This window comes from Actinokineospora sp. HUAS TT18, from assembly GCF_051364635.1.
Classification (GTDB): Bacteria; Actinomycetota; Actinomycetes; order Mycobacteriales; family Pseudonocardiaceae; genus Actinokineospora.
This window is the reverse complement of record NZ_CP195645.1, coordinates 4,651,419-4,678,058: the sequence shown is the minus strand read 5'-3', so window position 1 is coordinate 4,678,058 and position 26,640 is coordinate 4,651,419. Positions and strand designations below refer to the sequence as shown.

General features: G+C 69.7%; 29 protein-coding genes. 16 read left to right on the top strand and 13 right to left on the bottom strand.

Features of this window, described 5'->3' with window-relative positions:
- Positions 1-20: 20 nt before the first annotated feature.
- Both ACSHT8_RS21320 and ACSHT8_RS21315 read right to left on the bottom strand, forming a co-directional pair.
- Positions 21-1,226 carry a tyrosinase family protein gene (locus ACSHT8_RS21320; RefSeq protein WP_436492669.1) on the bottom strand — a complete coding sequence of 402 codons (1,206 nt, stop codon included), beginning with the start codon at positions 1,224-1,226 and terminating at the stop codon, positions 21-23.
- Positions 1,227-1,276: 50 nt separating this feature from the next.
- The gene (locus tag ACSHT8_RS21315) at positions 1,277-1,660 is read right to left on the bottom strand and encodes a tyrosinase family oxidase copper chaperone (RefSeq protein ID WP_436492668.1); all 384 of its coding nucleotides are present in this window, start codon (positions 1,658-1,660) and stop codon (positions 1,277-1,279) included.
- A gap of 363 nt (positions 1,661-2,023) precedes the next feature.
- On the opposite strand from ACSHT8_RS21315, the gene ACSHT8_RS21310 reads away from it, so the two are divergent.
- Positions 2,024-2,584, top strand: a complete 561-nt coding sequence (locus tag ACSHT8_RS21310) for a dihydrofolate reductase family protein (protein WP_436492667.1) — start codon at positions 2,024-2,026, stop codon at positions 2,582-2,584.
- On the opposite strand, the gene ACSHT8_RS21305 is transcribed toward ACSHT8_RS21310, so the two are convergent.
- Positions 2,563-3,399: a hypothetical protein gene (locus ACSHT8_RS21305; protein ID WP_436492666.1), complete on the bottom strand. Its 837-nt coding sequence runs from the start codon at positions 3,397-3,399 to the stop codon at positions 2,563-2,565. The two genes, ACSHT8_RS21310 and ACSHT8_RS21305, sit on opposite strands and share 22 nt — an antisense overlap.
- 65 nt (positions 3,400-3,464) lie before the next feature.
- On the opposite strand from ACSHT8_RS21305, the gene ACSHT8_RS21300 reads away from it, so the two are divergent.
- Entirely contained in the window at positions 3,465-3,674 is a 210-nt protein-coding gene (locus tag ACSHT8_RS21300) for a sigma factor-like helix-turn-helix DNA-binding protein (RefSeq protein ID WP_054052649.1), read from the top strand.
- Positions 3,675-4,220 (top strand): Clp protease N-terminal domain-containing protein, encoded by a 546-nt coding sequence (locus ACSHT8_RS21295; RefSeq protein ID WP_436492665.1) that lies wholly within the window; start codon positions 3,675-3,677, stop codon positions 4,218-4,220.
- Here the strand turns inward: ACSHT8_RS21295 and ACSHT8_RS21290 are convergent.
- Entirely contained in the window at positions 4,199-4,831 is a 633-nt protein-coding gene (locus ACSHT8_RS21290) for a YczE/YyaS/YitT family protein (protein ID WP_436492664.1), read from the bottom strand. The two genes, ACSHT8_RS21295 and ACSHT8_RS21290, sit on opposite strands and share 22 nt — an antisense overlap.
- Before the next feature lie 61 nt (positions 4,832-4,892).
- Between ACSHT8_RS21290 and ACSHT8_RS21285 the strand changes: the two genes are divergently transcribed.
- A complete protein-coding gene (locus ACSHT8_RS21285) occupies positions 4,893-6,329 on the top strand; it encodes a PLP-dependent aminotransferase family protein (RefSeq protein ID WP_436492663.1) in 1,437 nt (478 codons plus the stop codon).
- A 309-nt stretch (positions 6,330-6,638) separates the two neighbouring features.
- On the opposite strand, the gene ACSHT8_RS21280 is transcribed toward ACSHT8_RS21285, so the two are convergent.
- Positions 6,639-7,325: a hypothetical protein gene (locus tag ACSHT8_RS21280; protein ID WP_436492662.1), complete on the bottom strand. Its 687-nt coding sequence runs from the start codon at positions 7,323-7,325 to the stop codon at positions 6,639-6,641.
- 205 nt (positions 7,326-7,530) lie between these two features.
- On the opposite strand from ACSHT8_RS21280, the gene ACSHT8_RS21275 reads away from it, so the two are divergent.
- Genes ACSHT8_RS21275 through ACSHT8_RS21260 form a run of 4 tightly spaced genes read left to right on the top strand, consistent with a single transcriptional unit; the run spans position 7,531 to position 11,587 of the window.
- On the top strand, positions 7,531-8,577 hold the full coding sequence (locus ACSHT8_RS21275) for a S8 family peptidase (RefSeq protein WP_436492661.1): 1,047 nt from the start codon (positions 7,531-7,533) through the stop codon (positions 8,575-8,577).
- Positions 8,578-8,617: 40 nt separating this feature from the next.
- Positions 8,618-9,172: an RNA polymerase sigma factor gene (locus ACSHT8_RS21270; RefSeq protein WP_436492660.1), complete on the top strand. Its 555-nt coding sequence runs from the start codon at positions 8,618-8,620 to the stop codon at positions 9,170-9,172.
- 40 nt (positions 9,173-9,212) lie between these two features.
- A complete protein-coding gene (locus ACSHT8_RS21265) occupies positions 9,213-9,599 on the top strand; it encodes a hypothetical protein (RefSeq protein WP_436492659.1) in 387 nt (128 codons plus the stop codon).
- Entirely contained in the window at positions 9,596-11,587 is a 1,992-nt protein-coding gene (locus tag ACSHT8_RS21260; RefSeq protein WP_436492658.1) for a CHAT domain-containing protein, read from the top strand. The genes ACSHT8_RS21265 and ACSHT8_RS21260 overlap by 4 nt, the downstream gene beginning before the upstream one ends.
- Here the strand turns inward: ACSHT8_RS21260 and ACSHT8_RS21255 are convergent.
- The gene (locus tag ACSHT8_RS21255; protein ID WP_436492657.1) at positions 11,584-12,750 is read right to left on the bottom strand and encodes a pyridoxal phosphate-dependent aminotransferase; all 1,167 of its coding nucleotides are present in this window, start codon (positions 12,748-12,750) and stop codon (positions 11,584-11,586) included. The two genes, ACSHT8_RS21260 and ACSHT8_RS21255, sit on opposite strands and share 4 nt — an antisense overlap.
- An 80-nt stretch (positions 12,751-12,830) precedes the next feature.
- On the opposite strand from ACSHT8_RS21255, the gene ACSHT8_RS21250 reads away from it, so the two are divergent.
- The gene (locus tag ACSHT8_RS21250; protein WP_436502131.1) at positions 12,831-14,039 is read left to right on the top strand and encodes a DUF445 domain-containing protein; all 1,209 of its coding nucleotides are present in this window, start codon (positions 12,831-12,833) and stop codon (positions 14,037-14,039) included.
- Here ACSHT8_RS21250 and ACSHT8_RS21245 read toward each other — a convergent pair whose 3' ends face one another.
- Positions 14,040-14,546: a CGNR zinc finger domain-containing protein gene (locus ACSHT8_RS21245; RefSeq protein WP_436492656.1), complete on the bottom strand. Its 507-nt coding sequence runs from the start codon at positions 14,544-14,546 to the stop codon at positions 14,040-14,042.
- 36 nt (positions 14,547-14,582) lie between these two features.
- Between ACSHT8_RS21245 and ACSHT8_RS21240 the strand changes: the two genes are divergently transcribed.
- The 5 genes from ACSHT8_RS21240 (at position 14,583) to ACSHT8_RS21220 (ending at position 19,592) form a co-directional block, all read left to right on the top strand.
- The gene (locus ACSHT8_RS21240) at positions 14,583-14,939 is read left to right on the top strand and encodes a VOC family protein (RefSeq protein WP_436492655.1); all 357 of its coding nucleotides are present in this window, start codon (positions 14,583-14,585) and stop codon (positions 14,937-14,939) included.
- Positions 14,940-14,984: 45 nt separating this feature from the next.
- On the top strand, positions 14,985-15,509 hold the full coding sequence (locus ACSHT8_RS21235) for a PadR family transcriptional regulator (RefSeq protein WP_436492654.1): 525 nt from the start codon (positions 14,985-14,987) through the stop codon (positions 15,507-15,509).
- Positions 15,506-16,186 (top strand): ABC transporter ATP-binding protein, encoded by a 681-nt coding sequence (locus tag ACSHT8_RS21230; protein ID WP_436492653.1) that lies wholly within the window; start codon positions 15,506-15,508, stop codon positions 16,184-16,186. The genes ACSHT8_RS21235 and ACSHT8_RS21230 overlap by 4 nt, the downstream gene beginning before the upstream one ends.
- Complete coding sequence (locus ACSHT8_RS21225; RefSeq protein WP_436492652.1) at positions 16,183-18,456, top strand: FtsX-like permease family protein; 2,274 nt, start codon at positions 16,183-16,185, stop codon at positions 18,454-18,456. The genes ACSHT8_RS21230 and ACSHT8_RS21225 overlap by 4 nt, the downstream gene beginning before the upstream one ends.
- A 191-nt stretch (positions 18,457-18,647) precedes the next feature.
- Positions 18,648-19,592, top strand: coding sequence for a zinc metalloprotease (locus ACSHT8_RS21220; protein ID WP_436492651.1), 945 nt, complete (start codon positions 18,648-18,650; stop codon positions 19,590-19,592).
- A 1-nt stretch (position 19,593) separates the two neighbouring features.
- Here the strand turns inward: ACSHT8_RS21220 and ACSHT8_RS21215 are convergent, their stop codons facing one another.
- From ACSHT8_RS21215 to ACSHT8_RS21205, 3 genes are read right to left on the bottom strand one after another with little or no spacing between them, the layout of a single operon-like run.
- The gene (locus ACSHT8_RS21215) at positions 19,594-21,459 is read right to left on the bottom strand and encodes a helix-turn-helix domain-containing protein (protein ID WP_436492650.1); all 1,866 of its coding nucleotides are present in this window, start codon (positions 21,457-21,459) and stop codon (positions 19,594-19,596) included.
- A gap of 24 nt (positions 21,460-21,483) precedes the next feature.
- Positions 21,484-22,827, bottom strand: a complete 1,344-nt coding sequence (locus ACSHT8_RS21210; RefSeq protein ID WP_436492649.1) for an MFS transporter — start codon at positions 22,825-22,827, stop codon at positions 21,484-21,486.
- A gap of 32 nt (positions 22,828-22,859) precedes the next feature.
- Complete coding sequence (locus ACSHT8_RS21205) at positions 22,860-23,618, bottom strand: 3-hydroxybutyrate dehydrogenase (protein ID WP_436492648.1); 759 nt, start codon at positions 23,616-23,618, stop codon at positions 22,860-22,862.
- Positions 23,619-23,741: 123 nt separating this feature from the next.
- On the opposite strand from ACSHT8_RS21205, the gene ACSHT8_RS21200 reads away from it, so the two are divergent.
- On the top strand, positions 23,742-24,104 hold the full coding sequence (locus ACSHT8_RS21200) for a zf-TFIIB domain-containing protein (RefSeq protein WP_436492647.1): 363 nt from the start codon (positions 23,742-23,744) through the stop codon (positions 24,102-24,104).
- Positions 24,105-24,116: 12 nt separating this feature from the next.
- Entirely contained in the window at positions 24,117-24,731 is a 615-nt protein-coding gene (locus ACSHT8_RS21195; protein ID WP_436502130.1) for an AAA family ATPase, read from the top strand.
- A gap of 200 nt (positions 24,732-24,931) precedes the next feature.
- Here ACSHT8_RS21195 and ACSHT8_RS21190 read toward each other — a convergent pair whose 3' ends face one another.
- The 3 genes from ACSHT8_RS21190 to ACSHT8_RS21180 form a co-directional block, all read right to left on the bottom strand.
- Positions 24,932-25,402, bottom strand: coding sequence for a hypothetical protein (locus tag ACSHT8_RS21190; RefSeq protein WP_436492646.1), 471 nt, complete (start codon positions 25,400-25,402; stop codon positions 24,932-24,934).
- Between the two features lie 96 nt (positions 25,403-25,498).
- Positions 25,499-26,155 (bottom strand): hypothetical protein, encoded by a 657-nt coding sequence (locus tag ACSHT8_RS21185; RefSeq protein WP_436492645.1) that lies wholly within the window; start codon positions 26,153-26,155, stop codon positions 25,499-25,501.
- Positions 26,152-26,607: a helix-turn-helix domain-containing protein gene (locus ACSHT8_RS21180; protein WP_436492644.1), complete on the bottom strand. Its 456-nt coding sequence runs from the start codon at positions 26,605-26,607 to the stop codon at positions 26,152-26,154. The genes ACSHT8_RS21185 and ACSHT8_RS21180 overlap by 4 nt, the downstream gene beginning before the upstream one ends.
- Positions 26,608-26,640 lie beyond the last annotated feature (33 nt).

Below are 26,640 nucleotides of genomic sequence, written 5' to 3'. Positions count from 1 at the left end.
AGGCGGGGCGCGGCGTCGGGTCAGAAGCCGATCGGGAGAACCTGCGCGGCCGAGGCCCACGGCCCGCGGCCGCCCGCCTCCGACAGCGCGCGCAGCCGCACATAGCGGGCCTGGGTGGCCGCGATGCGGACGGTCTTGCGGGAGGAGTTGTCCGCCCAGGTGCCCGACGCGCCGGTGGTCCAGGTCGTGCCGTTGGTGCTCAGATCGACCGCGAACTGGCCGATGGTGCCGTTGAGGCCGCCGCTCTGGCGGGGCAGGTAGGACAGCGCCGTGACCGTCTTGGTCGAGCCCAGGTCGAGCCGCAGTTCGTGCGGCGGCTGGGCCACGGTCGGCGTGTACTGGGTGTGCCACATGGTCGTGGTGCTGCCGTCCACGGCGTAGGTGGCGGGGTTGCCGGTCTGCTGGCTGCTGTAGAACGCGACTGTCGCGGGCAGCGCGGCGGACGGCATGTTGTCGTACCGGTAGGTGAGGGCGTGGTACTCCATCATCGCCGGGGTGGTGGTGTACGGCGGCATCGCCTCGTTCAGGTCCGGGACGGCCGCCGTCCCGCCCGCGCTGGGCAGGTAGGTCGCGGTGGGGTGCGCCTCCTGCCACATTGACCAGAGCCGGTCGATGTTGCAGTGGTGCAGGAAGAACACCGGGTCGTTCGGCGAGGCCGTGCCAGCCATCGTCGCCGACACCCAGTTGTGCATGCCGTTGTGGATGTTTTCAAGGGTGTTGCGGAAGCTGCCGCTGGAGGCGCTGCTCCACGGCGCGGTGTCGAAGGTGGTCATCGCCAGGTTGGCGTTGACGCTGGCCACGGACGGCAGCGAACCCGCGCTGAATTGCCTGCGCAGGTAGGTGTTGGAGTCCGACCGGATCGTCAGCGGCCAGTTGCCCGTGCTGACGGCGAAGGGGCCGGTGGTGACCTTCCAGTTGTCGGTCGACAGGCCGTTGCCGCCCATGAAGTTGGCCGCCCACATGGTCGTCGACGACGCGCCGTCGACGGTCCAGTCCCAGTACGGGAGGTTGACGCTCGCGTCGACCGCCTGGAGCGCGGCCTCGAAGTCGATCAGGAACTTTCTGTGCCAGGGCAGGAAGGCCGGACCCCCGTGCGCGATCCTGGTCGCGTTGGCCGAGTCATACGCGAACGCGTCGAGGTGCGCCTTGACGAAGGTGTCGTAGACGCCGCTGGCCTTGATCGCGATGACCGCGTTGATGAAGTTCGTCCGCTCTGTCGCGGACATGTTTGCCTGATTCTGGCGAACACCATTCGACATTGCTAATTTCTCCTGGATCAGTGGTGGCCGTGAATGGTGCCGCGCGGCGTTCCGGTACCTAATGTGTCAACGGCGGTTCGGCCCGTTTCACGAAGTGAGCGGAAAGACCGGTAATGATTAACGGACGACGCGTAGGTGCCGTTGGGGTGGCGCATGAGGTGCAGGGTCTCGCCGTCGATGGTCAGCGAGTCGACGCGCTCGGCCCGCCCCTTGCCCGCCGCGATCCGCAGGCCCTTGATCGTCCGTCCCTTGTAGACCTCTTCGAACTGTTCCTCCACGTCATCGGCGTGGGCGGTGCCCGCGATCAGCGCACCGCTGACCCCGACGACGCTGAGCGCGCCGACGGCGAACGCCCCGGTGAGAAGGCGACGTCGAGACAGGTTCGTTTGTTCGTTGTTCATGAAAAGGGCAACCCTCATCAGCGGAGTGAACTGGTGTTTGCGCGCTCAGACAGAAGCGGGCGCGGCAACGCGACGCTTCGATGCGCCGGTGTTCTAAGTTTTGCGGCTAAACGAACCCTTTGGCACCCGAATGTGACTCCACTCACGACAGTCGCATTCGACTATGCGCCATTGGGTCTAGCGATTGCTCCGCAAATGTGCAGCCCGAATGACGTTTCGGGTCGACCTGATCTCAAACGGTCACCGCGCTGCTACCCGACCGGCGTGTCCTGCCTCGCCGAGATCTCAGGCAGGCAGGCTGTCGATTGGGGCGACTCTCGTTCGTCGTCTCAGTGAAGGCACCCAAGCAGAAGGATCAGGCTCATGCGCAAGTTCAAGCTCCAGGTCCAGGTCAGCGCCGACGGCTACATGGCAGGCCCCAACCACGAAATGGACTGGATGCTCTTCCCCTGGACCGAGGACCTCAACGCCTACCTCGACGAGATCACCGACTCGTCCGACACGATCGTCCTCGGCCGCAAACTCGCCGAAGGCTTCATCCCCACCTGGGCCGCCGGCCCCGAGGGCGAGACCCAGAAGTCCATCGACCAGATGAACAACACCCCCAAGGTCGTCATCACCAACACCCTCACCGAATCCCCCTGGGACAACACCACCGTCGTCGGCGGCGACCTCGTCAAGGCCATCACCGACCTCAAGTCCCAACCCGGCGCCGACATCATCACCTACGGCGGCTCGACCCTCGTCCAGTCGCTCATCGCCAACAACCTTCTGGACGAACTCCACCTCGTCGTCAACCCCACTGCCATCGGCGCGGGCCTGCGGGTCTTCCCCGAGGGCTCCTACACCGCCCTCACCCTCGCCGCCGCCACCCAGTTCGACTGCGGCATCTCGGTCCTCCGCTACGAACCCAAGCCCGCCTGAGCCGCGAAGTCGACGTACACCAGCGCCTGGTCGTCGTGCGGCTTCACCCGTGGCCACCGCACGCCGTCCGGGTCCGACTTCTCCGCCTCCCGCACCGCGTCCAGCACGGCCTGCGGGCCGGCCGAAGCCGCCATCGACAGCATCGACTCCCAGGAGAACACCCCGTAGTCGTCAACGCCGCACGACACCCCGTCCGTCGCCATCAGTACCGACTGCACCTCGGCGGCAGGCCAAGACGCACGGACAGCCTGGTGTGCCGCCGCGGGCACCGCCTCCGCGACCCAGAAACCGCCCTCGACGTTGCGCAGCCGCGCCATCCGTTCGCCGGACTCGCGCAGTGCCTCGACGTGCCCCGGGCCGTAGCCGAGCCCGCGGGCCAGCCGCCCCCGGTACTTGCCGAGCGGCAGGGACCGCAGCCGGTCGTCGGCCACGACCTCGACCGCGTCGCCGGTGAACACCGCGACCGGGCTGTCGCACAACACCAGCGCCTCGACCGTGTCCGAGTCCCACCGCACGATCGACACCGTGCTCGACGGGCTCTCCCCAGGCGTGAACCCGTTGTGCCGCGCCACCGACCGGATCGCGCCCGCCAACTGCTGCGCCAGGTCCAGCTCCGGCGCCGCCGTCAGCCTGCCGGCCAGCTGCGCCCCCAGTTCGCGCGCGTAGTCGCCGCCGCTGGGCAGATCGGTCCGCAGGGTCGACGCCCCGTCGAGGACGATCACCGCTGAGGGCAGGACGACCACCACGTCCTCGCTCGGGCGTTCGCGCCCGTCGAGTCCGACCCCGGCTGCCTCCGCGATCCCGAATCTCGGCATGTCGCCATCCTGCCGCTGTCAACCAGGGTTGACAACACCGAGGCCGTCAACCTATGTTGACACACATGGCAGAAGCAACCCACTTGGCCACCGCCGCGGGCGACAAGGATCCCCGCGTCGGCCTCCGCGCCGTCGCCGCGTTGCGCAAGCTGCTCGAACAGCTCGAAGCCGTGCAGGTGCGCAGCGCGCGGGTCGACGGGTGGTCCTGGCAGGAGATCGCCGACGAGCTCGGCGTCAGCAAACAGGCCGTCCACAAGAAATACGGGAGGCGCTAGATGTTCGAACGGTTCACCAAGGCCGCGAAGGTCGTCGTCCGCGACGCCGTCCACCTCGCCGAGCAGGAGCGCGCGGCCCTGATCCGGCCGGAGCACCTGCTGCTCTCGATGCTCAACCAGGACGGCACCACCGCCACCAAGATCCTCGCCGACCACGCGGTGACCACCGCCGCGGTCACCGACGCTCTCGATCGCGCCCACCGCAGGGGCGGGCTGTCCGACGCCGAGACCGCGGCGCTGACCGAGGTCGGCATCGACGTCGACGCCGTGGTCGCCGCCCTGGAGCAGACCCACGGCGAAGGCGCGCTCACCCCGGCCAAGCGCCCGCGCACGTTCGGTCCACGATGGAGGGTCCCGTTCGACCCGGCCGCCAAGAAGGTCATCGAGCGAACCCTGCGCGAGGCCCTCGACCGCGGCGACCGGACCATCGGCGACGAACACGTCCTGCTCGCCCTGCTCTCCGTCGGCGGGGTCGCCGGCGAGGTGTTGACCTCGCTCGGCGTGACCCACCAGGGAGTGCGCGCCTACTTGGCCCGCGCGTGCTGATCCCACGACACCCACGGCAGAAACGCCTGTGCCAGCGGGCCGATTGCCACCGCGTACAGCGCCGTGCCCAGGCCGACCGTGCCGCCGAGCAGCCAGCCGGTGAGCAGCACGGCCACCTCGATCCCGGTGCGGATCCAGCGGATCGAGAACCGCGACCGCGCGGCCAGTCCTGTCATCAGCCCGTCCCGCGGCCCCGGTCCGAGCCGCGCGCCGATGTAGGCGGCCGTCGCTAGTCCATTGAGGACGATCCCGGCGGCGAGGAACGACACCCGTGGCGCCAGGGTCTCCGGCGTCGGCAGCAGCCACAGTCCGATGTCGACGGTCACCGAGATCATGGCGATGTTGGCGATCGTGCCGACGCCCGGCCGCTGCCGCAGCGGGATCCAACACAGCATGACGATCACGCCGGTGATCGCGGTGATCGTGCCGAAGCTGAGGCCGGTGCGCTTGTGCAGCGCCTCGTGCAGCACGTCCCACGGCGCCAGGCCGAGCGTCGCCTCGATCTGCAGCGCCATGCTCGCGCCGTAGAGGGCCAGGCCCGCGAACAGTTGCGGGAGGCGGCGCCCGGGGTCGACCCGGACCGGGACGTGCTGGAGGTTCACAGAGGCCATGACACCATCGTGACCCAGCATTGGTCTTCTTCTCGACGGCCAATCCGCTTTAATTGGTCACATGACAGCGCCAAGTGGTCGGATCTCGCGGACGCAATTGGTCCGCTTGCTGGGTGAGTGGCGGGCCTCGGGCAGCAGGCAGGGTTCCGCGGGACTGGCCGCGGGCATCCGCCTGCTCGTCCTCGACGGCCAACTCCCGCCCGGCACGCTGCTGCCCGCCGAACGCGAACTGGCCGAAGCGCTCGGCGTCAGCCGCACCCTGGTCGGCGCCGCGTGGGACCTGCTGCGGGCCGACGGCCTGATCGTCAGCCGCCGCGGCTCGGGTTCGTGGACGGCCCTGCCCGCGTCCGAGCGCGGCTGGGACCTGCCCGACCAGCCACTCGACATGGCCCGTGCCGCGCCGGAGGCCGTCTCCGGCATCGCCCGCGCGATGGACGCCGTCCGCTCCCGCTTCGCCGCCGAACTCGCAGGTCACGGCTATCACGACTACGGCATCGACGTCCTGCGCGAACGCATCGCCGAGCGCTACACCGCCCGCGGCCTGCCGACCGAGCCCGCCGAGGTCCTGATCACCAACGGCGCCCACCACGCCCTCGCCCTGGTGCTGCGCTCGATGACCGGCCCCGGCGACCGTGTCCTCGTCGAGCTGCCGACCTACCCCAACGCGATCGACGCGATCAAGGCCGCGCACGCCGTCCCCGTCCCGGTCCCGCTGCTCAGCGACGGCTGGGACCTGCCCGGCATCGAGGCCGCGCTGCGTCAATCGGCCCCGCGCCTCGCCCATTTCATCGTCGACTTCCACAACCCCACCGGCCGCCGCCTCGACGCCGAGGGTCGATCGCGCCTGGTCGCGGCCCTGCGCCGGGCCAGGACACCGGTCGTGGTCGACGAGACCCTGGTGGAACTCGACCTCGACGGCGACCCGCTCGACGGCCCGCCGCCGCTGCCCGCGTTCGGCGGCGGCCTGGTCATCGCGGTCGGTTCGGCCAGCAAGTCGCACTGGGGCGGCCTGCGGCTGGGCTGGGTGCGGGCGCCGGAGGAGGTGATCGGCAGGCTCGCCGCGGCACGGCACGCCTACGACCTGGGCTCGCCCGTGTTCGAGCAGCTGGTGCTCGCCGAGTTGTTCACCGACCCGGACCCGGGCTTGCGCGCCCGCCGGACCATGATCGCCGAGCGTCGGGACGCGCTGGTCGACCTGGTGCGGAAACACTGTCCGACCTGGGAATTCGACGTGCCCGCGGGCGGCCTGAGCCTGTGGTGTCGGCTGCCGGAGCCGATCGGCACCCGGGTCGCGGTGACCGCGCAGAACCACGGGGTGCGGGTGGCGCCGGGGTCGCGCTTCGCGGCGCACGGCGGCTTGGAGCGGTGGCTGCGGTTGCCCTACACGCTGCCCGAGCCGCAACTGGCCGAAGCGGTGCGGCGGCTGGCGGCGGTGGCCGAGTCGGTCACCGGATCGCCTGGCGTCACGGGTCCATCCGGTGACATTCCGGTCGCTTGACTAGCTTTCGCTGATCTGAACCCGATAGAAACCGAAGTGCGCTGGATGGCGTAACACGTTGGCCCGTTCGGGTCGTGTCGCCATCCAGCGCATTTCGACGGTCGTCCACCGCCAAGGTCATCCGGCACAGCCCCTCGGTGTGCCGGTGACGGAGACGACCTTTGGGTGCCCCGGCGCCGCGGGGGCATCGCGGCGCCGGGGCCAGGGTCCCGATCTGCACGGGCGCGGTCGGCAGATCGGGCTGTGGAGATAGCCGAAGAAGGGGTCAGGGCCTCAAGTGGGCAGACCTGTCCCCTGGAAATGGGCGGTTCAGTCGGGTGACGACGCGGGCAGACCCGCGTCACGACCAGGCAGGTCGTCGACGCGCGGGCCCGGGATGCCCGCGTACGCGAGCGGTGAGAGTGGGTCATGGCTGGCGGGCATGCCTGCCATCCCACGTGCGTGTCCGCCGGTGTCGACGGCCGAGGAAGCGGGCGCGGAACTGGCCAGCGGCCCACCGGGTGACCCGGGCGGTGCTGGCTGGTCGGGCGCGGGCTGCTTCTCGGCCTCGCGGGGCGGGCTGCTGGCGGCCTGGTTGGGGACTGGGGACGGTTTATGCGCCTGCACGGGCACTCGCACGGGCGACTTGACCTGCTTGACGACCGGCGCGGGCGCCACCGGAGGCGGCGGCGCGGCGACGACGGGCTTCGGCACCACGACGGGTGCGGGCTTGGTGTTGACCGCGGGCGGCGCCGAGACGACCTCGTCGGCGGGCGCGTTCACCACGGGCTCAGGCTCCGCGGGTGGCGGGGCGGCGTTGACGCTGTTGGACGTTTCTCCCGACGCGCCGCCGGACCGCGGCGCCAAGACCTGATCGACGATCCCGAGCACCCCAGGCTGTTCCTCCGCCGCGGCCGTGGCCGCCGAGATCAGCCATGCGCCCACCACGGCCCCCAAGACGACGACGAGTCGCACCAGCAGGGTCTTCACCGTGCGGTCCACACTCGTCACCACCATCCGTGGTCCAGCGGCTGTCGCTACCCGGAGCAACCAAGTCACTATCCACGACTCGATCGCATTTCTGCACCCTAACCGCGTGCGATCCACCCGGAAAGACGGTGAATGGCCGTACTGCGGGCGCTCCACGATCACAGAGTGTGGAAATCACCACTCCGGGTGACATGCCGCGCGACGCCTCGCGGCCCGGGCGAAGGTGTCCGTTGTGCACACTCACGCCCACGCGGGCCTCCACCTCCACGACCCCGGCGGCCCCACGGAGTCGTGGATCCGCCGCGGCGAACTGCTGGTCGACCGGTCGGCGCTGCCGCGAGTCGAGGCGGCGCTGGGTCGCTGGATCGACCGGGTGGAGGTGTCGAGCCACGCGGTGATGCGGCTGCGATCGGACGCCGACCCGGTGCGGGTCGCGGCGGACCATCCGGACTTGCCGGTGTCGGTCAACCACGTCCACACCGTCATGGTCGGCTCCCCGATCCTGCACGGCACCGGCGCGACACCCGTTCCCGTGCCCCTGCCGCCCGCGCCGCCCGTCGAGGTGTGGGACGAACCGGTCACGGTGCTCATTCTGGACACCGGCGTCGACCCGCATCCGTGGTTTGTGGACCGCCACTGGTTCGGCGAGTGGGGGCCGCGCCAGGAGATCCTCGACCTCGACGGGGACGGCGTCGCCGACCAGCAGGCGGGGCACGGGACGTTCGTGACCGGGGTGGTCCTGCAGCACGCGCCCGGGGCGACCATTCGCCACCACCGCGTCCTGACCTCGCATGGCCTCACCGACGACCGCACAGTCGCCAGTGCCCTGCGCCGGGTTCGGGAGCATGGGGAGCGGATCGACGTCGTCGTCATGACCTTCGGCTGCCACACACCCGACGACCAGTGCCCACCGGTCCTGGCCCGCGAACTGGACGCGTGCGAGTCGGTGGTGGTCGCCGCCGCGGGCAACACGGCCACCACCCGGCCGTTCTGGCCCGCCGCCCACCCCAAGGTCGTCGCCGTCGGCGCCACCACACCGGACGGTGACCCGGCCCCGTTCTCCGGACGCGGCCCCTGGGTCGACACGACCGCACCCGGCGTCGACATCGTCAGCTCGCACGTCCGCCTCACCCCGACCAGCCGGACCTACGGCGCGGCCCGGTGGAGCGGCACGTCGTTCGCCGCGCCCCGGGTGGCCGCGACCCTGGCCACGGAGATCCACAACGGACGGTTCCCGGGTTCACACGTTCGTGGGGTCCGTGGAGCCGACTCCCGATGATCGTCGTCCGACCCGGCGAAACGATCACCGGGAGGACACAGTGGACACAGCGGACCTCGTCCGCGCCGCCGCGTCGGGCGACCAGGCGGCCTGGCGGGAGCTCGTGGACCGCCACTATCGGCTGGTCTGGAGAGTCGCCCGCGCCCACCGCCTCAGCGAGGCCGACGCGGCCGACGTGTGCCAGAGCACCTGGATCGCCCTGACCGAGCGCATCGCGGGCCTGCAGAATCCCGCGGGCCTGCCCGGCTGGCTGATCACCACCGCCCGCCGTGAGTCTTTGCGGGTCATCGCCGACCGCGCGCGGGTCGTGGTGACCGAGGTGCACGACGCCCCGGGCGACGAGCACGACTGGCCCGAAACCGCGACCCTGCGCACCGAACGCGACGATCTCCTGTGGCGCGCGTTCGCCACCCTGCCCGAACGCTGCCGCACCCTGCTGAGCCTCGTCGCCCACACCCCCGGCCTCAGCCACACCAACTTGGCCCGCGCGATCGGCGTCGCCCCCGGCAGCGTCGGCAACACCAAGGGCCGCTGCCTGGACGCTCTCCGCCGCACGCTCGCCGTGTTCGGCATGGCGGAGGAACTGGCCGGATGACCCTCGCACCAGCAGACCTCACCACGCCCGAGGAAGCCCGATGACCGACGCCGACCTGCTCGCCGAGCTCAGCGACCTGCTTGACCGCCTCGACCCCGTCCCCACCCGAGTCCACCGCGCCGCCATCGCCGCCGGAACCTTCCTCGGCGTCGCGTGGGACTGGCTCGACCTGACCCCACTCCCCACCCTCGCCGTCCGCGGCGACGCCCGCGTGTGGCACTCGACCGCCGGGGTCATCGAGCGCTCCGAGCGCCTGACCGGCTACCTCGCCATCCCCATCTCCCACGCCGAACTCCACAGCGCCGACGGCGTGGTCGCCCTGGAACTGGACGAGGTCGGCGGCTTCTCCGCGCAGGTCACCGGCCGGTTCCGCCTGGTCCTGCACCGCCACGGCGACGTCCCCCTGATCACGGAGTGGCTGTCATGACCTGGTCCCACCACCACACCCAGGCCCTCATCCACCAGGAACGCGGCGAACCGTTCCTCGCCAAGACCCACGCCCGCCGCGCCCGTTCCCACGCCACCACGCCGGGCCAGGCGGCCGAGTCCGAGCTGGTCCTGGCCTGGATCTGCCAGCAACAAGGCGACCACATCGCCGCCACGGGCCTGATCGCCTCGGCGCGGCCCAACCTGCCCGAACACCTCCGAGCCCGCGCCGACTGCCTCACCGGGCTGGCCCACTGCATGAAGGCCGAGCACCTCGAAGCCGTCGCCATCCTCACCAAGGCCGCGGTCGCGCTCGACCCGCACTGGAAGGCCAACGCTCTCGTCGGCATCGGCGTCAGCGCTGGTTACCTGCGCCGATTCGCCACCTCGAACAAGGCACTCGATGAGGCCCGGGCCCTCTACCTCAGGCTCTGCAAGACCGAACGAGCCGCCACCTGCCTGCACAACAAGGGGTTCGTGGCGGCACAAGCAGGCGACTACGAGCGTGCGCTCGTCCTCTACGCCGAGGCCGGAATCGATGAGACCCGGCGCCCGGAGGTGCTGATCGACAAAGCCAACGCGCTCTTGGGCATTGGCCGCACGAGTGACGCGGGGCGTGCGCTCGCCCGAGCCGCCAAGCTTCTCGGTGCCGCTGGGCGCGGGCCGGACTTCGCGGAGGCGACTCTGGCCCACGCGAAATGCGCTTTGCGTGTGGGCGACCACGCTGGGGCGGCTGCTTCCGCCGACACGGCGGCTGAGCTGTTTCGGGCGCAAGGGCGACCCGGGTGGGCGGACCGCGCCGAGGCGATCAAGTTCCGTGCGATCGGCCTGCCGTCACCGCGGGTGGCGGCGACTTGTGAACGGATCGGCTGGCATGCCGAGGCTGCGGAACTCCATCTGCTCGCTGGACGGCCTGACCTGGTGGAGGCGCATCGGGCGTCCCCGTCGAAGGAGCTGCGTGCGTTGGGGTGGTTGGCGAAGGCGCAGACCGCGACCGGCCGGCGAGGGGTGTTGGCCGCGTGCCGGGCGGGGCTTCGGCTTCCGGCAGGGGAACCGCGGTTGGCTGAGGTGGGACTCGCGACGGCGTTGGCGGGTGGCAACGCCCGAACGGTGTTCTCCTGGGTCGAGCGCGGGCGATCCGCGATGATCACGTCCGAACTGGTGGCCGAGACTCTGGGCGACCGGGCAATGATCAATCTATTTGTCCATAAAGGACAAATGCTGGCTGTTGTTTGTGCGGGGAAACGGTTCCGGGTGCTCGATGTCGCTCCGGCGGCCCAAATTGCCGAGTCTGCCCAGGCGCTGAGGCGTGGTTGTGCGCTCGCGTCGAGGCTCGGTCGGGATGGGCTTGGGGCGTCGCCGCTGGAGGCGGTTCTGGCCGGGGCGATGCGCGTGGTCGGCGATCGAGACTTGGTGGTTGTCGGTGGGCAGGAGGTGCTGTGGCCTGCGCTTCCGTCGTGTGTCGGGCGTCCGGTGAGTGTCGTTCCGTCGGCTGAGGCTTGGGTGCGTGCCTGTGGGGTTGAGTCGAGGGTGGGCGCGGTGTGGGTCGAGGGGCCGGAACTGGCACACGCGAGCCGGGAGATCGTCGATCTCCAAGCCAGGTATGGAGGAGCGGCCCTGACCGGTGAGGCGGCGACCGTGGAGGCCGCGTCCCGGGCGATGGCTCAGGTCGGGATGGTGCATATCGCCGCTCATGGGCGGCAGGGGCCTGCGCTCGCGTTGGCCGATGGGTTGCTGCGACCCAGCTATTTCGGTGAACCCGCGCCTGAGCGGATCGTCCTCGCCGCGTGTGATTCAGCGGGTTTCGCAGAACCGCTGCTCGCCCGAGGCTCGGCGTCGGTGATCGCGAGCGCGATACCGGTTCCCGACGAACGCACGGGAGCGCTCATGCGCGCTCTCCACGCATCCATGGCCAAAGGCCCGGCGCAAGCGCTTGCGGAAGCCCAGGCGCAGCATGGACACCTGGGCTTCCTCTGCTTCGGCGCCTAACCCAGTTTGTGTAGGCGTTCGATTGCCTCGTCCAGGATCTCGTCCTTCTTGCAGAAGGCGAACCTCACCAGGTGGCGCCAGCGGTCCGGGTTGTCGGTGAAGACCTGGACCGGGACGCCCGCCACGCCGATTCGGCCCGGCAGTTCCCGGCACAGCTCCAATCCGTCGGTGAAGCCGAGCGGTCGGACGTCCGCGCACACGAAGTACGTTCCCGCCGTCGGCCGGACGCCGAAGCCAGCTTCCGCCAGACCGGCGGACAGCCGGTCCCGCTTGTCCGCCAACGAATCGCGGAGGGACTTGACCCACTCGCCCTCGTGGTTCAGCGCGTGTGCCACCGCCGGCTGGAACGGTGCCCCGCCCACAAAGGTCAGGAACTGCTTCGCCGACCGCACCGCCGCCACCAGCGGCGCCGGGCCGCACACCCAGCCGATCTTCCAGCCCGTGCAGTTGAAGCTCTTCCCCGCACTTGAGATCGTCAGCGTCCGCGAGGCCATGTCCGGCAGCGATCCCAGCGGAACATGCGACAGGCCGTCGAACAGCAGGTCCTCGTAAACCTCGTCCGTGATCGCCAGCAGGTCGTGTTCGATGCAGACCGCCGCGATCTCCGACAGTTCTGCGGGGGTCAGCACGGTGCCGGTCGGGTTGTGCGGGGTGTTGACCAGGATGGCCTTGGTCGCGGGAGTCACCGCGGCCCGCAGCGCGTCGACGTCCAGGCCGAAGCGACCCGATGGCTCCTCCGCCAGCGAGACGACCCGGCGGGTGGCGCCTGCCATTGCCACGGAAGCCGCATACGAGTCGTAGTACGGCTCGAACATGATCACTTCGTCGCCGCGGTCGACCAGGGCCAGGAGGGAGGCGGCGATGGCCTCGGTGGCGCCGACGGTGACCAGGATCTCGGTGTCCGGATCGAAGTGGGTTCCGTAGCGCGAGCGCTGGGCGGCGATGGCGGCGCGCAGCTCCGGGCGGCCGGGGCCGGGCGGGTACTGGTTGACGCCTGAGGCGATGGCCTCCTGGGCGGCGGTCAGCATGGACGCGGGGCCGTCGGTGTCCGGGAAGCCTTGGCCCAGGTTCACCGCGCCAGTGCTCACCGCCAGCGCGGTCATCTCGGCGAAGATCGTCGACGTGAAGGGCTGGAGCCTGGGTACAAGGGTGGTTCGAGGCACGGAACAGGATCCTCACGGACAATGAGGTCGTGGAGCAAGCGATCCCAGGAGAACTCGAGAAGCGGCGCGCCCTTCGGCAGATGAAAGGGGTGGCGCTGGCGTTCCTGCTCGGCGCGACGGCGATCTTCATCGGCATGACGCTGTGGCAGTCCGCGGGTGCCCCCGGGTGGGTGGGCTACGTCAAGGCCGCCGCCGAGGCGGGCATGGTCGGCGCGCTGGCCGACTGGTTCGCCGTGACCGCGCTTTTCCGCAGGCCACTGGGGTTGCCGATCCCGCACACGGCGATCATCCCGACCAAGAAGGACGTTCTCGGCGACAGCCTCGGCGACTTCGTCGGCACCAACTTCCTGTCCGAGCAGGTCGTGCGCGAACGCCTCCGCCGGGTGGGCGTGGCGAGCAGGCTCGGCGCCTGGGTGGCCGAGAAAGAAAACGCCGAACGGGTGACGTCCGAACTGGCCACCGTGGTCCGCGGCGCGGTCACCGTCCTGCGCGACGAGGACGTCCAGGCCGTCATGGAGCAGGCCGTCGTCAGCCGGATCATCGGCACCCCGTGGGGTCCGCCGCTGGGCAAGCTGCTGGAGCGGGTGATCACCGACGGCTCCCACCACAAGCTCGTCGACCTGATGTGCGACCAGGCCTACGAGTGGGTCAAGGTCAACCACGCGCAGGTGCTCAACGTCGTCTCCGGCCGTGCGCCGACGTGGTCGCCGAAGTTCGTCGACGCGCTCGTCGCCGACAAGGTCTACGGCGAGATCCTCTCGTTCGCGTGGAACGTCAAGACCGACGTCAACCACCCGATGCGCATGGCGCTCGACAAGTTCCTCACCGAGTTCGCCGGCGACATGCAGACCGACCCGCGCGTCATGGAACGCGCCGAGCAGGTCAAACACCAGGTGCTCGAACACCCCGACGTGCAGACGCTCATCGGCTCGGCGTGGGCCACGGCCAAGAAGATGCTTCTCGACGCCGCCGAGGACCCGTCGAGCGAGCTGCGCACGCGGGTCCGCGCGGGCCTGATGACCCTGGGCGAGCGACTGGTGTCCGACGAGACGCTGCGCACGAAGGCCGACAGCTGGGTCGAGGGCGCCGCGGCCTACGTCGTGCTCAACTACCGCAACGAGATCACCACGCTGATCACCGACACCGTGCAGCGCTGGGACGCCGAGGAGACCTCGCGCAAGATCGAACTGCAGGTCGGCCGCGACCTGCAGTTCATCCGCATCAACGGCACCGTCGTGGGTGCGTTGGCCGGGCTGGTGATCTATGCGGTGGCCCAGCTGATCAGCTGATCAGCTGAGCTTCGCCCGCTCCCGCCACGCCCGCGCCTTCTCGCGGTTGCCGCACACCTGCATCGAGCACCACGTGCGCGACCGGTTGCGCGAGCGGTCGAAGAACGCCCACTGGCACTCGTCGGCCGGACAGATCTTCATCCGCTCCCAGTCGCCCAGCACCACCAGTCGACTCACCGCGGCCAGCACCGCCCCGGTGACCTCGGCGGCCACCAGCCGGGCCGCGCCGTCGACCATCTCGATCCGCACGTCCGCGCCCGGCGGCGGTGGGGCCGCCGGGCCGCCGACCATGCCGCGCAACCCGTCGCGGACCGCGCGGACGTGCCCGGGATCGCCGGGCTCCAGCGCGCGTTCGGCCAGCCAGGCCAGCCACAGGACCGGGTCGTCGAGCACATCGGCGTGTCGTTCGACGTCCACGGTGTTGAGGAAGTCGAGGACCAACTCCACGTCGCTCACCAAACCACTGTAGGCCGTATACCGGTTGACCCGGTCGACGCTAACCGCCATGCTCGTAGTCACTGGTTACGCAACGAGGAGGAAGTCATGTCTGTTCCCACGCTCGGTGCCGTCGTCCTGGACTGTCCGGACGCGCCCGCGCTGGCCGCCTTCTACGCCGCGCTGCTCGACTGGCCCGCCCCGGAACCCGGCGGCGACGAGTGGGTGTCGATCAAGAGCGGTTCCGCCCGGATCGACTTCCAGCAGATCGAGAACTACCTGGCGCCGACGTGGCCGGTGGGCGAGCGGCCGCAGCAGTTCCATCTCGACCTGTCCGTCGCCGACCTGCCCGCGGCGGCCGAGCGCGCGGTCGGCCTCGGCGCGAAGCTGCTCGACGACAGCGCCGAGACCTTCTGGGTCTACGCCGATCCGGCTGGGCACCCGTTCTGCCTTTGTGCCTGCTGAGGCCGCTATTCGCAGTGTGTATACCTCTGGTGTACAGTTCGGGTCATGTCAATCGGACACGCCTTGCTGGGGCTCCTGGAGACGGGTCCCCGGCACGGATACGACCTGAAGCGCAGCTACGACGAGCACTTCGGAGCAGACCGCCCACTGGCTTACGGGCAGGTCTATTCGACGCTCTCGCGGCTGCTGCGAAACGGACTGGTGGAGGAGAGCGGTGTCGAACCTGGGGGAGGTCCGGAGCGCAAGCGGTACGCGATCACCGACGCTGGCGTCACCGATGTCGCGGAGTGGCTCGTGACACCGGAGAAGCCAGAGATCTATCTGCAGAGCGCGCTCTACACGAAGGTGATCCTCGCGCTCATGTCCGGCCGCAGCGCCGGAGAGGTGCTCGACGCACAGCGCAAGGCCCACCTGCGGGCGATGCGTGAGCTGACCGTGCGCAAGCAGCAGGGCGACCTCGCCGACCAGCTCATCTGCGACCACGCGCTGTTCCACCTCGAGGCGGACCTGCGCTGGCTGGAGCTGACCACGGCGCGCCTGGCCGACCTGGGCAAGCAGGTGGCCTCATGACCGACCATCTCCTGGTCGGTTCGGATCTGACCATGTCCTTCGGCCAGACCAAGGCGCTTGACGGCGCCTCGATGACGGTCGGCCGCGGCGAGATCGTCGCGGTGATGGGGCCGTCCGGCTCGGGCAAGTCGACCCTGCTGCACTGCGTCGCGGGCATCGTGGCACCGACGTCCGGCTCGGTCCTCTACGACGGCCAGGAGCTGACCGCGATGACGGACAAGCGTCGCAGCGAACTGCGTCGCTCCGAGTTCGGCTTCGTGTTCCAGTTCGGCCAGCTCGTCCCCGAGCTGACCTGCCTGGAGAACGTCGCGCTGCCGCTGCGCCTGAGCGGCATCCCTCGCGGCCAGGCCGAGCAGACCGCGAGCGAATGGCTGGTCAGGCTGGAGGTCGAGGCAACCGCGGACAAGCGCCCCGGCGAGGTCTCCGGTGGCCAGGGCCAGCGCGTCGCCGTGGCCCGCGCGCTCGTCACCCGCCCGAAGGTGATCTTCGCCGACGAGCCGACGGGCGCACTCGACTCGCTCAACGGCGAACAGGTCATGCGCCTGCTCGTCGACACCGCCAAGGAGACCGGCGCCGCCATCGTGCTCGTCACCCACGAGCCGAGGGTCGCCGCCTACTCCGACCGTGAGGTCGTCGTCCGCGACGGCCGCACGCGTCAGGTGGAGCTGGTCCCGTGAGGGGCTGGCTGAGCGACCTGCGTATCGGGGTCCGGCTGGCCGTCGGGGGCGGCCGGACCTCGATCGCCAGGCTCGCACTGAGCGCGGTCGGCATCGGCATCGCGGTCGCGGTGCTGCTGCTGGCCGCGTCGGTCGACCCGATGATCCAGGCGCGTCAGGACCGCGAATCGGCCGCCACGGCGAACGCGACGCCTGTCGAGGGCGTCGCCCCGCTGCGGGCCGTGGGATGGTCGACCGACTTCAAGACCGTCGGGATCAGCGTCTCGACGATGTACGCGACCGGCTCGACATCGCCGGTCCCGCCAGGGATTCCCGCGGTGCCCGGCCCGGGCGAGATGTATGTCTCCCCCGCGCTGGCCGACCTGCTCGCCGCCGACGGCAGCGCGGAACTGCGGGAGCGCTTCCCGCACAAGGTCGCCGGGATCATCGACCAGGCGGGCGTGACCGCGCCGGACACCTTGCTGGCGTACGTGGGGGGAACCCACAACACAGCCAACGTCCGGGATTACTACTCGTTCGGCGTCCCGATCGACTCGGCGCCGATGGACCCGGGCTTGCTGCTGCTCGTGCTGCTCGGGTCGGTCGCGCTGCTGGTGCCTGTCTTCATCTTCATCACCGCCAGCACCCGAATCGCGGGCGCCGAACGCGATCGCAAACTGTCGGCGCTGCGGCTTGTCGGCGCCGACAGCAGGCAGGTTCGGCGGATCGCGGCGGCGGAGAGCCTGGTCAGCGCGGTCGTCGGACTGGGCCTGGGGACAGGGCTGTTCTTCCTCGGCCGTCAGGCCGCGGCGGGCATCCGGATCATGGACATCAGCGTCTACCCGAGCGACATCACGCCGTCGTGGTGGTTGGCGGCCCTGGTCGTGCTGGCGATCCCGGTCCTGGCGGTGTTCACCGCCCAATTCGCCTTGCGCCGCACCATCATCGAGCCGTTGAGCGTGGTCCGGTTCAGCAAGCCGATCCGCCGCCGCATGGGCTGGCGGGTCGCGGTCGTCGCGGTGGGGGTGGCGCTGCTGCTCGGCGCCGGTGGGCTCAGCGCCAACGACCAGCTTTGGTCCTACGTCATCGCGACCGGCGCGACGCTGCTGCTTGTCGGTGTCCCGCTGCTGCTGCCGTGGGTCGTCGAGCGAACCGTGTCCGGGCTGCGTGGCGGCACGTCGTCGTGGCAGTTGGCGATCCGCAGGCTGCAGTTGGACAGCGGCACGTCGGCACGGGTGGTCAGCGGGGTGGCGGTTGTGCTCGCGGGCGCGATCGCGCTGCAAGGGGTGCTGCTGTCGATGGCGGACCGGTTCGAGTCGGACCCGCTGCCGATCCGGCCGCCGTATGACTCCCTGCTGCTGCAGGGAACGCCGGACGGGATCACCTCGACCGCGGCCGAGGTCGCGACGCGGATTCCCGGGGCCAAGATCGATCGCTACCGGGATGTGGGGTTCCAGTTCGACCGCGACGGCACGGTCAACACCCTTCGGGTGGTCGAGTGCGCCGTCATCGAGCGCGAACTGAAGGTCACCGGCTGCGCGGACGGTCAGGTGTTCGTCTCGGACGGGCAGGCCGGGGACAACGGGTTCACCCCTGGCCGCAAGCTCACGCTGGCCGAGATGTGGAGCGCCGACAAGGTCTATGGCGAGTGGACGATCTCGCAGACCCGCCGCGTGAACATGGCGTCGCCCTACAACGACTACCTCTGGGGCCACGTAGTCGCCGAGGGCCCGTCCGCTCCGCGCTCGGCGAACTCCGGGGCCACCGCAGGCCTGCGGATCGCCACGCCGAACGATCAGGACTTCGAGCGCGTGCGCACGGCGGTCGCCAAAGTCGGCTGGGACGTCCACCTCATCCAGTCCTGGAGAGCGTGGGACAACCCGCAGGAAGCGATGTACAAGACCATCCGCCGCGGTCTCCTGGGCGGCTCGCTGTTCACGCTCCTGCTGGCGGGCACCAGCCTGCTTGTGCTTGCCCTGGAACACATCCGCGAACGCCGCAGGCCCTTGGCCATCCTGGCGGCGAGCGGCGTGCCGACGGGCGCGCTGGCCAGGTCGCTGTTCTGGCAGATCGGCGTGCCCATCGGGTTGGGCGTGGTCGTCGCGGTGGCGGTCGGCTTGTCGCTCGGCGGATTGGTGATGCGGCTCTCGTCGGGGACGGAGTATCTGATCGATTGGGCCGGGGTGGGCGTGATGACCGCGGCGGCGATCGTGCTCGGGCTACTGGTCTCGGTGTTGTCCCTGCCCTTCCTTCGTGGTGCGATGCGATTGAGTTCGATGCGCACCGAATGACCGGGGGTCGCCACCTGGGGGCCGTCTTTTTCCCGAGACGGTCCCCAGGTGGCGTAAGTTTTCCTGTTGATCAACCAATATTTGGTAATACGTTAATAAGTGACCCAAATCACAAACGTGCCCCCGTTCGGGTGGTCGGCCGGTGAGGATTCCCCCGCCAGGTCCCCTAACCCCTGCATGGAGGACATCACATGTCGAACCCGCGTATCCGGTCGGCCATGGTCGCCACCGCCCTCGCGCTCGGCGGTCTCACTTTCCTCGGCGGCGCGGGCAGCGCGTCCGCCACCGCGTCGCTCACCACCCCGGAGGACTGCGGCTCCTCGCTCGCGCGAGTGAAGCCGGGCACGGCCGCCGGGGTCGAGCGCAACGAGGTCACCGCGTTCCAGGCCGCGCGGATGAACAAGGACCTCAAGGACAAGGCCGCCGCGATGCAGGCCAACGGGGTGCTGGCCGCCGGTGGCAACATCCCGGTCGTCTTCCACGTCGTGACCGGCAACGGCGGTGTCGGCAACATCTCCGACGCCACGATCGCCCAGCAGATCCGCGTCCTCAACGACGGTTTCGCGGGCGTCGAGGCGCCGGGCGTCGCGGCCAACACCGGGTTCACCTTCACCCTGCAGGAGACCAAGCGCTGGTCGAACGCCACCTGGTTCACCAAGACCGACCGCGCCAACGTCGAGAAGCAGATGAAGACCGCGACCCGCGTCGGCGGCGCGAGCACCCTCAACGTCTGGTCGGTCAACATCGGCGGCCTGGGCTTCGCGACCTTCCCGACCTGGTACGCCGGTGACCCGAAGCTCGACGGCGTCGTCATCGACTACACCAGCGTCCCCGGTGGCAGCGCGGCGAACTTCGACCTCGGCAAGACCCTGACCCACGAGACCGGCCACTGGATGGGCCTCTGGCACACCTTCCAGGGCGGCTGCACCTCGACCAACGACGAGGTCGCCGACACCCCGGCGCAGAGCAGCTCGACCTCGGGCTGCCCCGAGGGCCGCGACTCCTGCACCCTGCCGGGCACCGACCCGATCCACAACTACATGGACTACTCGTACGACGCTTGCTACAACCAGTTCACCGCTGGTCAGAACACCCGCATGCAGACCGCGTGGACCGCGTACCGCGCTGGCAAGTAAGTCACGCCATCAGGTCATGGAGCCGGAGCGCGAGCTGGATCTCCAGCGCGCGCTCCGGCGCTTGCCAGTCGTGGCCCAGCAATGAGCCGATCCGTTCCATCCGCTGCACGACCGTGTTGACGTGGACGTGCAGCGCGTCCTTCGCCTTGGTCAGGTTCGTCCCGCTGGCGTAGTACTCGCGCAGTGTGCGCAGCAGTTCGGTGCCGCGGCGGTCGTCGTAGTCGAGGACCGGGCCGAGCGTGGCGCGGACGTAGTCGTCGAGGTCGGCGGACTCGCCGAGCAGCAGGCCGACGAACCCCAGGTCGCCCATCGAGCCGCCCTGGCCGACCCGCCCCAGCGCCACCAGCGACCGCGCGCACCGCGCCGCCTCCGCGTAGGCCGCTACCAGTTCGCTGATCCCCGTCACCGGACCCGCCGCGCCGACCGTCACCGGAGTGTCCACTGTGGAGCCCAGTTCGGTCGCGACCCGCGCCGCAAGTTTCCCTGCATCTGCATCGCGCGCGAGGACCACCACCTGATCGGCGTGCACGCCGACGAGCGGGCCGTAGCGCGTCGCCGCCATCGCAAGCCGCCGCCGCGGAACGTCGTCGGCCGTGGCGACCAGCACCGAGTACGGCTCGGCCAGGTCGACGCCGAGGCGGTGGCCGCGGGCCAGCAGCGCGCCGGGGTTGCGGTCGGGGGCGGTGAGCAGGTCGGTCAGGAGTTCGCCGCGCACCTCGTCCTCGGCCTGCGCGACCGAGCGGCGCAGCATGAGCAGCAGCGCGGTGACCACGCCCGCGCGCTCGAACAGTCGGCGGTCGGCGTCGTCCAGCGTCGGCCTGCCGGTGAGCAGCAGGCAGCCGAGCAGTTCCTGGCCCGCGTGCACCGCGCACACCCAAGTGTCCTGATTGGACACCGCGCGGCCGGACGAACGCGACGTCGCGACCGCCTTCGCCGTCGGCCTGGCCGAGCCGGTGCCCACCTTCGCCAGCTCCGCGCCCGCCGCGTCGTACACCGCGATGCCGCCGTGCAGCACCTGCGCGACCCCGGCCGCCACCTCCGGCACGTCGCCGCCGCGCAGGACAAGGTCCATCAGCTTGTCGTGGGCGTCCTCGGCGCGCCGCATGGCCGCGTTGTGCGCGCTGATCGTCTCGTTGGCGCCGTTGAGCTCGGCCAGCGCGAGCCGGGTCTCGTCGAGCAGGTGCGCGTTGTCGATGGCGATGGCGGCGTGGTCGGCCAGCGAGGCCAGCAGCGCGACCTCCTCGGCGGCGAACTCGCGCGGCGCCCGGTCGGCGGCGTAGAGAACGCCGATGACCTTGCTGCCCAGCAGCAGCGGCACGCCGAGGATCGCCGACAGGCCCTCGTCGCGGACGGACGCGTCGATCGGAGTGGTGTGCCGGAAGCGCTCGTCGGCGAAGTAGTCGCGGGTGGCGTAGGGCCGGGCGGTCTGCGCGACCAGACCACCCAGCCCCTCGCCCATGGCCAGAGTGACCTGCTGAAACAGTGCGGAGACCGAGCCGTCGGTGACCCGCATGTAGGTCCGCCCGGCGACCTCGTCGTTCATCGACAGGTAGGAGACGTCGACCCCGAGCAGCATCCGGGCACGGTGCACGATCGACCGCAGCACCGCGTCGGTGTCGCGCAGCCGCGCCAGGTCGCTGGCGGTGTCGAACAGCGCGGTCAGCTCGGCCTCCCGCCGCCGGTGCGCCACGACGGTCTGCCGCACCCGCTGCGCCTGCTCGGCGGCCCGCTCGATCCGCGCCAGCTCCGGCCCGGTGACCCCCGAGGCACGCGCGTCCGCGGCGACCTTGGCCAGCTGGTCGCCGCTCGCGCCTACCGCTAGGAGGTCGAGCAGGGTGCGTACGGCGTCTACAGCCACGATCGTCATCGTCGCACCCTGCGCAATCCCCGCTTAGTGAGCCGACTCGGCCGCGGTCGTCTCGACCGGCGTCCGTGCGGGCGGGATGTCGACCGCGCGGTCGCCCAGCGACATGCCCTTGGACTCGCGGGCCGCGAGGACCGCGACCACCGTGATCAGGCACATCCCGACCAGGTAGAGCGAAACCGGCACCGTGCTGCCGAACGACTTGAACAGCGCGACTGCGATCAGCGGGGCCACCGCGCCCGCCGCGATCGACGACAGCTGGCTGCCGATCGACAGGCCGGTGTAGCGGACCCGGGTGGGGAACTGCTCGGAGAAGAACGCCGCCTGCGGCCCGTACATCGCGCCGTGGAGGACCAGGCCGATGGTCGCCGCGAGGATGATCACGCCTGGGGACTTGGTGTCGAGCATCAGGAAGAACACGAACGCCCACACCGCCATGCTGATCGCGCCGAACAGGTAGACGGGCCTGCGGCCGATCCGGTCGGACAGCGCGCCCCACAGGGGGATCGAGATGAAGTGGACTGCCGAGCCGATCAGGACCGCGTTGAGGCCGACGCCTTTGGTGAGGCCGAGGCCGGTCGTGACGTAGACCAGGATGAACGCGGTGATCACGTAGTACGAGACGTTCTCCGCCATCCGCGCGCCGATGGTGATCAGGACGCGCCGCCAGCTGTCGCGGAACACCTCGACGACCGGCGCGTGCGCCCGGGTCTCGGCCTTGGCCTGCGCGGCGAGGAACACCGGCGACTCGGCCACGGTCAGGCGGATCCACAGGCCGATGATCACCAGCACGCCGGAGATCAGGAACGGGATGCGCCAGCCGTAGGCGAGGAAGTCCGCGTCGGTCTGCACCGCCGCCAGGATCGCGAGGACGCCCGTGGCCAGCAGGTTTCCGCCCGGCGCGCCGCACTGCGGCCACGACGCCCAGAAGCCGCGCCGCTTGTCGTCGCCGTGTTCGGAGACGATCAGGACCGCCCCGCCCCACTCGCCGCCGAGCGCGAAGCCCTGGACCAGGCGCAGCAGCGTCAACAGGATCGGCGCGGCGACGCCGATGGTGGCGTAGGTGGGCAGCAGACCCATGGCGAACGTGGCGCCGCCCATCAGCAGCAGGCTGAGCACTAGGAGCTGCTTGCGGCCGATCTTGTCGCCGAAGTGGCCGAACAGGACGCCGCCGAGGGGACGGGCGAGGAAGCCGATGGCGTAGGTGAGGAACGCCAGCAGGGTGCCGGTGAGCGGGTCGGCGGTCGGGAAGAACAGCTTGTTGAACACCAGGGCCGCGGCCGAGGTGTAGAGGAAGAAGTCGTACCACTCGATGGTCGTGCCGATCAGGCTCGCCCCGACGACACGGAGGAACTTCTTGTCGCCTGCCAAGGCAATCACCACTTTCCGGGGAGTCGGGGAAATCAGGTAGCGGTCCAGCCACCGTCGACCGGGAGGGAGGACCCGGTCAGGTGGCCCGCGTGCGGGCCGCACAGCCACAGCACGAGGTCGGCGATGTGCTCGGCTTCGATGAGCCGTTTGATCGGGACCCGGTCCAGCAGCACGCGCTCGACGACCTCGTCGGCGTCGATGCCGTGCTGGCGGGACTGGGCCTCGATCTGGTTCTCCACCAGCGGGGTGCGCACGTACCCCGGGCTGACGCAGTTGCTGGTCACCCCGTGCGGGGCGCCTTCGATCGCGGTGACCTTGGACAGGCCCTCCAGCCCGTGCTTGGCCGCGACGTACGCGGACTTGAACGCGCTGGCCCGCAGCCCGTGCACGCTGGAGATGTTGACTACCCGCCCCCAGCCGCGCGCGTACATGTGCGGCAGGCAGCGGCGGATCAGCAGGAACGGCGCGGTCACCATGACCCGCTGGATCAGCTCGAACCGCTCCGGGGGAAATTCGTGCAGCGCGGCGACGTGCTGGAGTCCGGCGTTGTTGACCAGGATGTCGACCTCGGTGGGCAGCGCCGCGATGGCCGCGGAGTCGGCGAGGTCGACGGGGTGCGCCCAGCCGCCGACCTCGCCCGCCACCCGCTCGGCCCCCGCCGCGTCGCGGTCGACGACGTGCACTTTCGCGCCCGCGGCGGCCAACGCCAGCACACAGGCGCGGCCGATGCCGCTCGCGCCCCCGGTCACCAGGGCGGTCCGCTCATGGATGTGAACTGGCCCACTCGTCATGGGTGTTGACGCTAGGTTCACGATCACGACACAGCCATGTGCGCGCGCCCCACAAACCCCTGTTCGGCCGTGTCGATCGGGTACATGCGGACACGCGCATCAAAGTTTGCGTAGGCTGATGCTGTGATTTGTCCGAAGTGTCAGAACGTGATGCGCACGGTGGACCGCCAAGGCATCCACATCGACCAGTGCGACAGCTGCCGCGGGATCTTCCTGGACCGCGGCGAGCTGGAGCAGATCCTGAGCGCGGAAGAGCGCTACCACCAGGCCGCCGCGCCACCGCCGTACCAGGGCGCCCCGGTGCAGCACATGCCGCCGCCGCCCCCGGCGTACCCCGCGCAGCAGCACTACCCGGCGCCTGCGTACGGCCACCGCGACTCGCCGCCCGGGTACGGCCACCGCGACTCGCCCCCCGGCTACGGCCACGGCGGTCACTACGGCGGCCACAAGCGGCGGAAGAGCTTCCTCGGGGAACTCTTCGACTAGCACTTGAACCCGATGATCTGCCCGGCCTGCGGGGAATGGACTGAAACCCCCCAGGTCGACGGCGACACTCTGGTCTGTGCGTTCTGCGACCACCGGGAGCCGTTCCGACGGCTCCCGGTATTCGCGCTGACCGGCCCCAGCGGCACCGGAAAGTCCACCGTGTGCCGCCGCTTGAACGCGCTTTTGGGCGATCGAGCCGTTGTGCTGGAGCAGGACATCCTGTGGATCGGCGCGATCCAGGACCCGGTCGACGACTTCGGCCCGTTCCGACGTGCCTGGCTGCGGATGATCGCGGCCATCCACCAGAGCGGCCGACCTGTGGTGCTGTGCGGAACAGTCGCACCCCCGCAGTTGGAGAACCGCCCGGAACGCGTCCTGTTCTCCGAGATCCACTACCTGGCTTTGGTGGCGGATGACGACGTCCTCGCAGAACGCCTACGGGCACGCCCCGCCTGGCGCGGCTGGCAAAACGAGGACCGAATCACAGACATGCTCGGCTTCAACACCTGGGTAAAGACCAACGCCGCGCTGACCAGCCCACCGATGGAACTCCTCGACACCACGAACACCCCCATCGAGGAAACAACGGCGGCCGTCGTGAAATGGATTGAGTCTCACCTTCCGTAAAGAAGGTTGTAGTTGTAGTAAATCCGCCGGCCGGCAACGGTACTGAATCACAACGCATCCAGTCCCGTCCCGCACCCCGTCCTGGCTATCTTTGACATCCGAAAGTCGGTGTCAAGGGTCGGCTTGCCGATCGCCGTAGGAGCCCTTGACGCCGGGACCTTCGGTCCCTAAAGCAGGGATCTGCATCCTCGTTCTTTGAGCTATTCGATGCGTTTGTGGGTTGCCGTCCAGTTGGTCTTCCACGTTTTTCCGTTGTCGTAGGAGAAGGACTGTTGCCATTGGGCTTTGTCCGCCGAGTGGATGGTCCATTGGAATTGGACCTTGACCTGACGGCCGCCAAGTTCCTCATCTGCGAAGAATCGGCCCACGCCTTCCGTCCAGCGGCCCTCGACGGGTATTCCCAGATCGCCTGGCGCGCTGGTCGAGACCCACCAGATTCGCCAGATGCGAGTTGTTGGGTCCAATAGTCGAACGGTCAGGCCCTCTACCCGTCCCCGTCCCGGCATGTCCTCGGCCAGGAACGTGTCGACACTCCCCAGCCCGCCAAGGGTCGACTGTGCCAAGCACTCCGCCTCGAACTCCACCCACTCCGTGCACTCCGGGTCGATCACGTCCACGAGTTTGCGGTTGTGCCCCCGCCAACGTCCCTGCCAGAAGTCGAAATCGCTCATGGGCAAGGACCCAACCAACCATCCCTGACACCTTGTGTCAGCAATACGAAGATGCCCCGGCCCATGAAAAGGGCCGGGGCATCGCCGTCGGGGGATTTACTTGGTGGTCTTCGGCGTGGTGGCCGTGGTCTTGCGGGTGGCGGGCTTGCTCGCCGGGGCCGTCTTGTTCGCGACGCGGCGGCTGGCGCTGCGGACCTCGTGGGCCACGTCGTCACCGGCCTCCTCGATGGTCTCGGCGACCTCGGCGGCGACCTTCTGGGTGGTGATCGCGGCCTTCTCGCCGACCGAGCGGGTCTGGCGGGTCACCTTGGCAAGCAGGTCCTCAGCCAGCGCGCGGGCGTCACCGGCGGCGCCGCCGAAGCGGGTCTGGGCGGCCTCGATGGCCTCTTCCAGCTGCTCGACGACCTTCTTGACCTGCGGCTGGGCCTTCAGCTTGTCCAGCGCGCCCTCGCCCTGGTCGGCCAGCTTCTGGTACAGCTTCACCGCGGCCTCGGTGTACTCGTCGACGAGCTTGCGCAGTTCGGCCGGGTCGAGCTTCTCGCGCAGGCCGCTGATGTCCTGGGGGAGGTCGGCGGCGGCGGTGCGGGTGGACTCGGCGCGCTCCTTGGCCTTGTTCACCGCGTCGACGACGGCCTTGGCGGCCAGGTCACCGGCGCCCAGGGCAGCCAGCAGTGGCGTGCGGACCTGCTCGATGGCGGTGTTCACCGCACCGGCGGCCTGCTCGCCAGCCTTGCGGACGTTGGGCTGCGTCATGCTGATTCACTCCTCGTAGGCGGGGTCCGGGATTCGGTTTGGTCGTCCACATCAGACCCCTCCACTGTGGACTGGTTGGCGTTCTCGCGCCGGAATGACTCGTAGATGTCGAGCAGGACTTGCTTCTGCCGTTCGGTCAGCTCGTCGGCCGACCGAACCGCGTCGACGACAGGACCACCCGCGGGGACATCGAGGATGCCTGCCTGGACGTACAGCGCCTCGGCGGAGATGCGTAGACCTTTGGCGATCTGCTGCAAGATCTCGGCACTGGGCTTGCGCAGACCGCGTTCGATCTGGCTCAGGTACGGATTGGAGACACCTGCCAGTTTGGACAGCTGGCGCAGCGAGATCTTCGCCGAGTTGCGCTGGTGCTTGATGTACTCACCGATGTCGCGCCCCAGGTCGGCGACCTTGTCGATCGCCCTGACCTCGCCGGGTCCGGTCTCTTCCATCCCGCCTCCTTGTGACACCACCGACGCTACGCG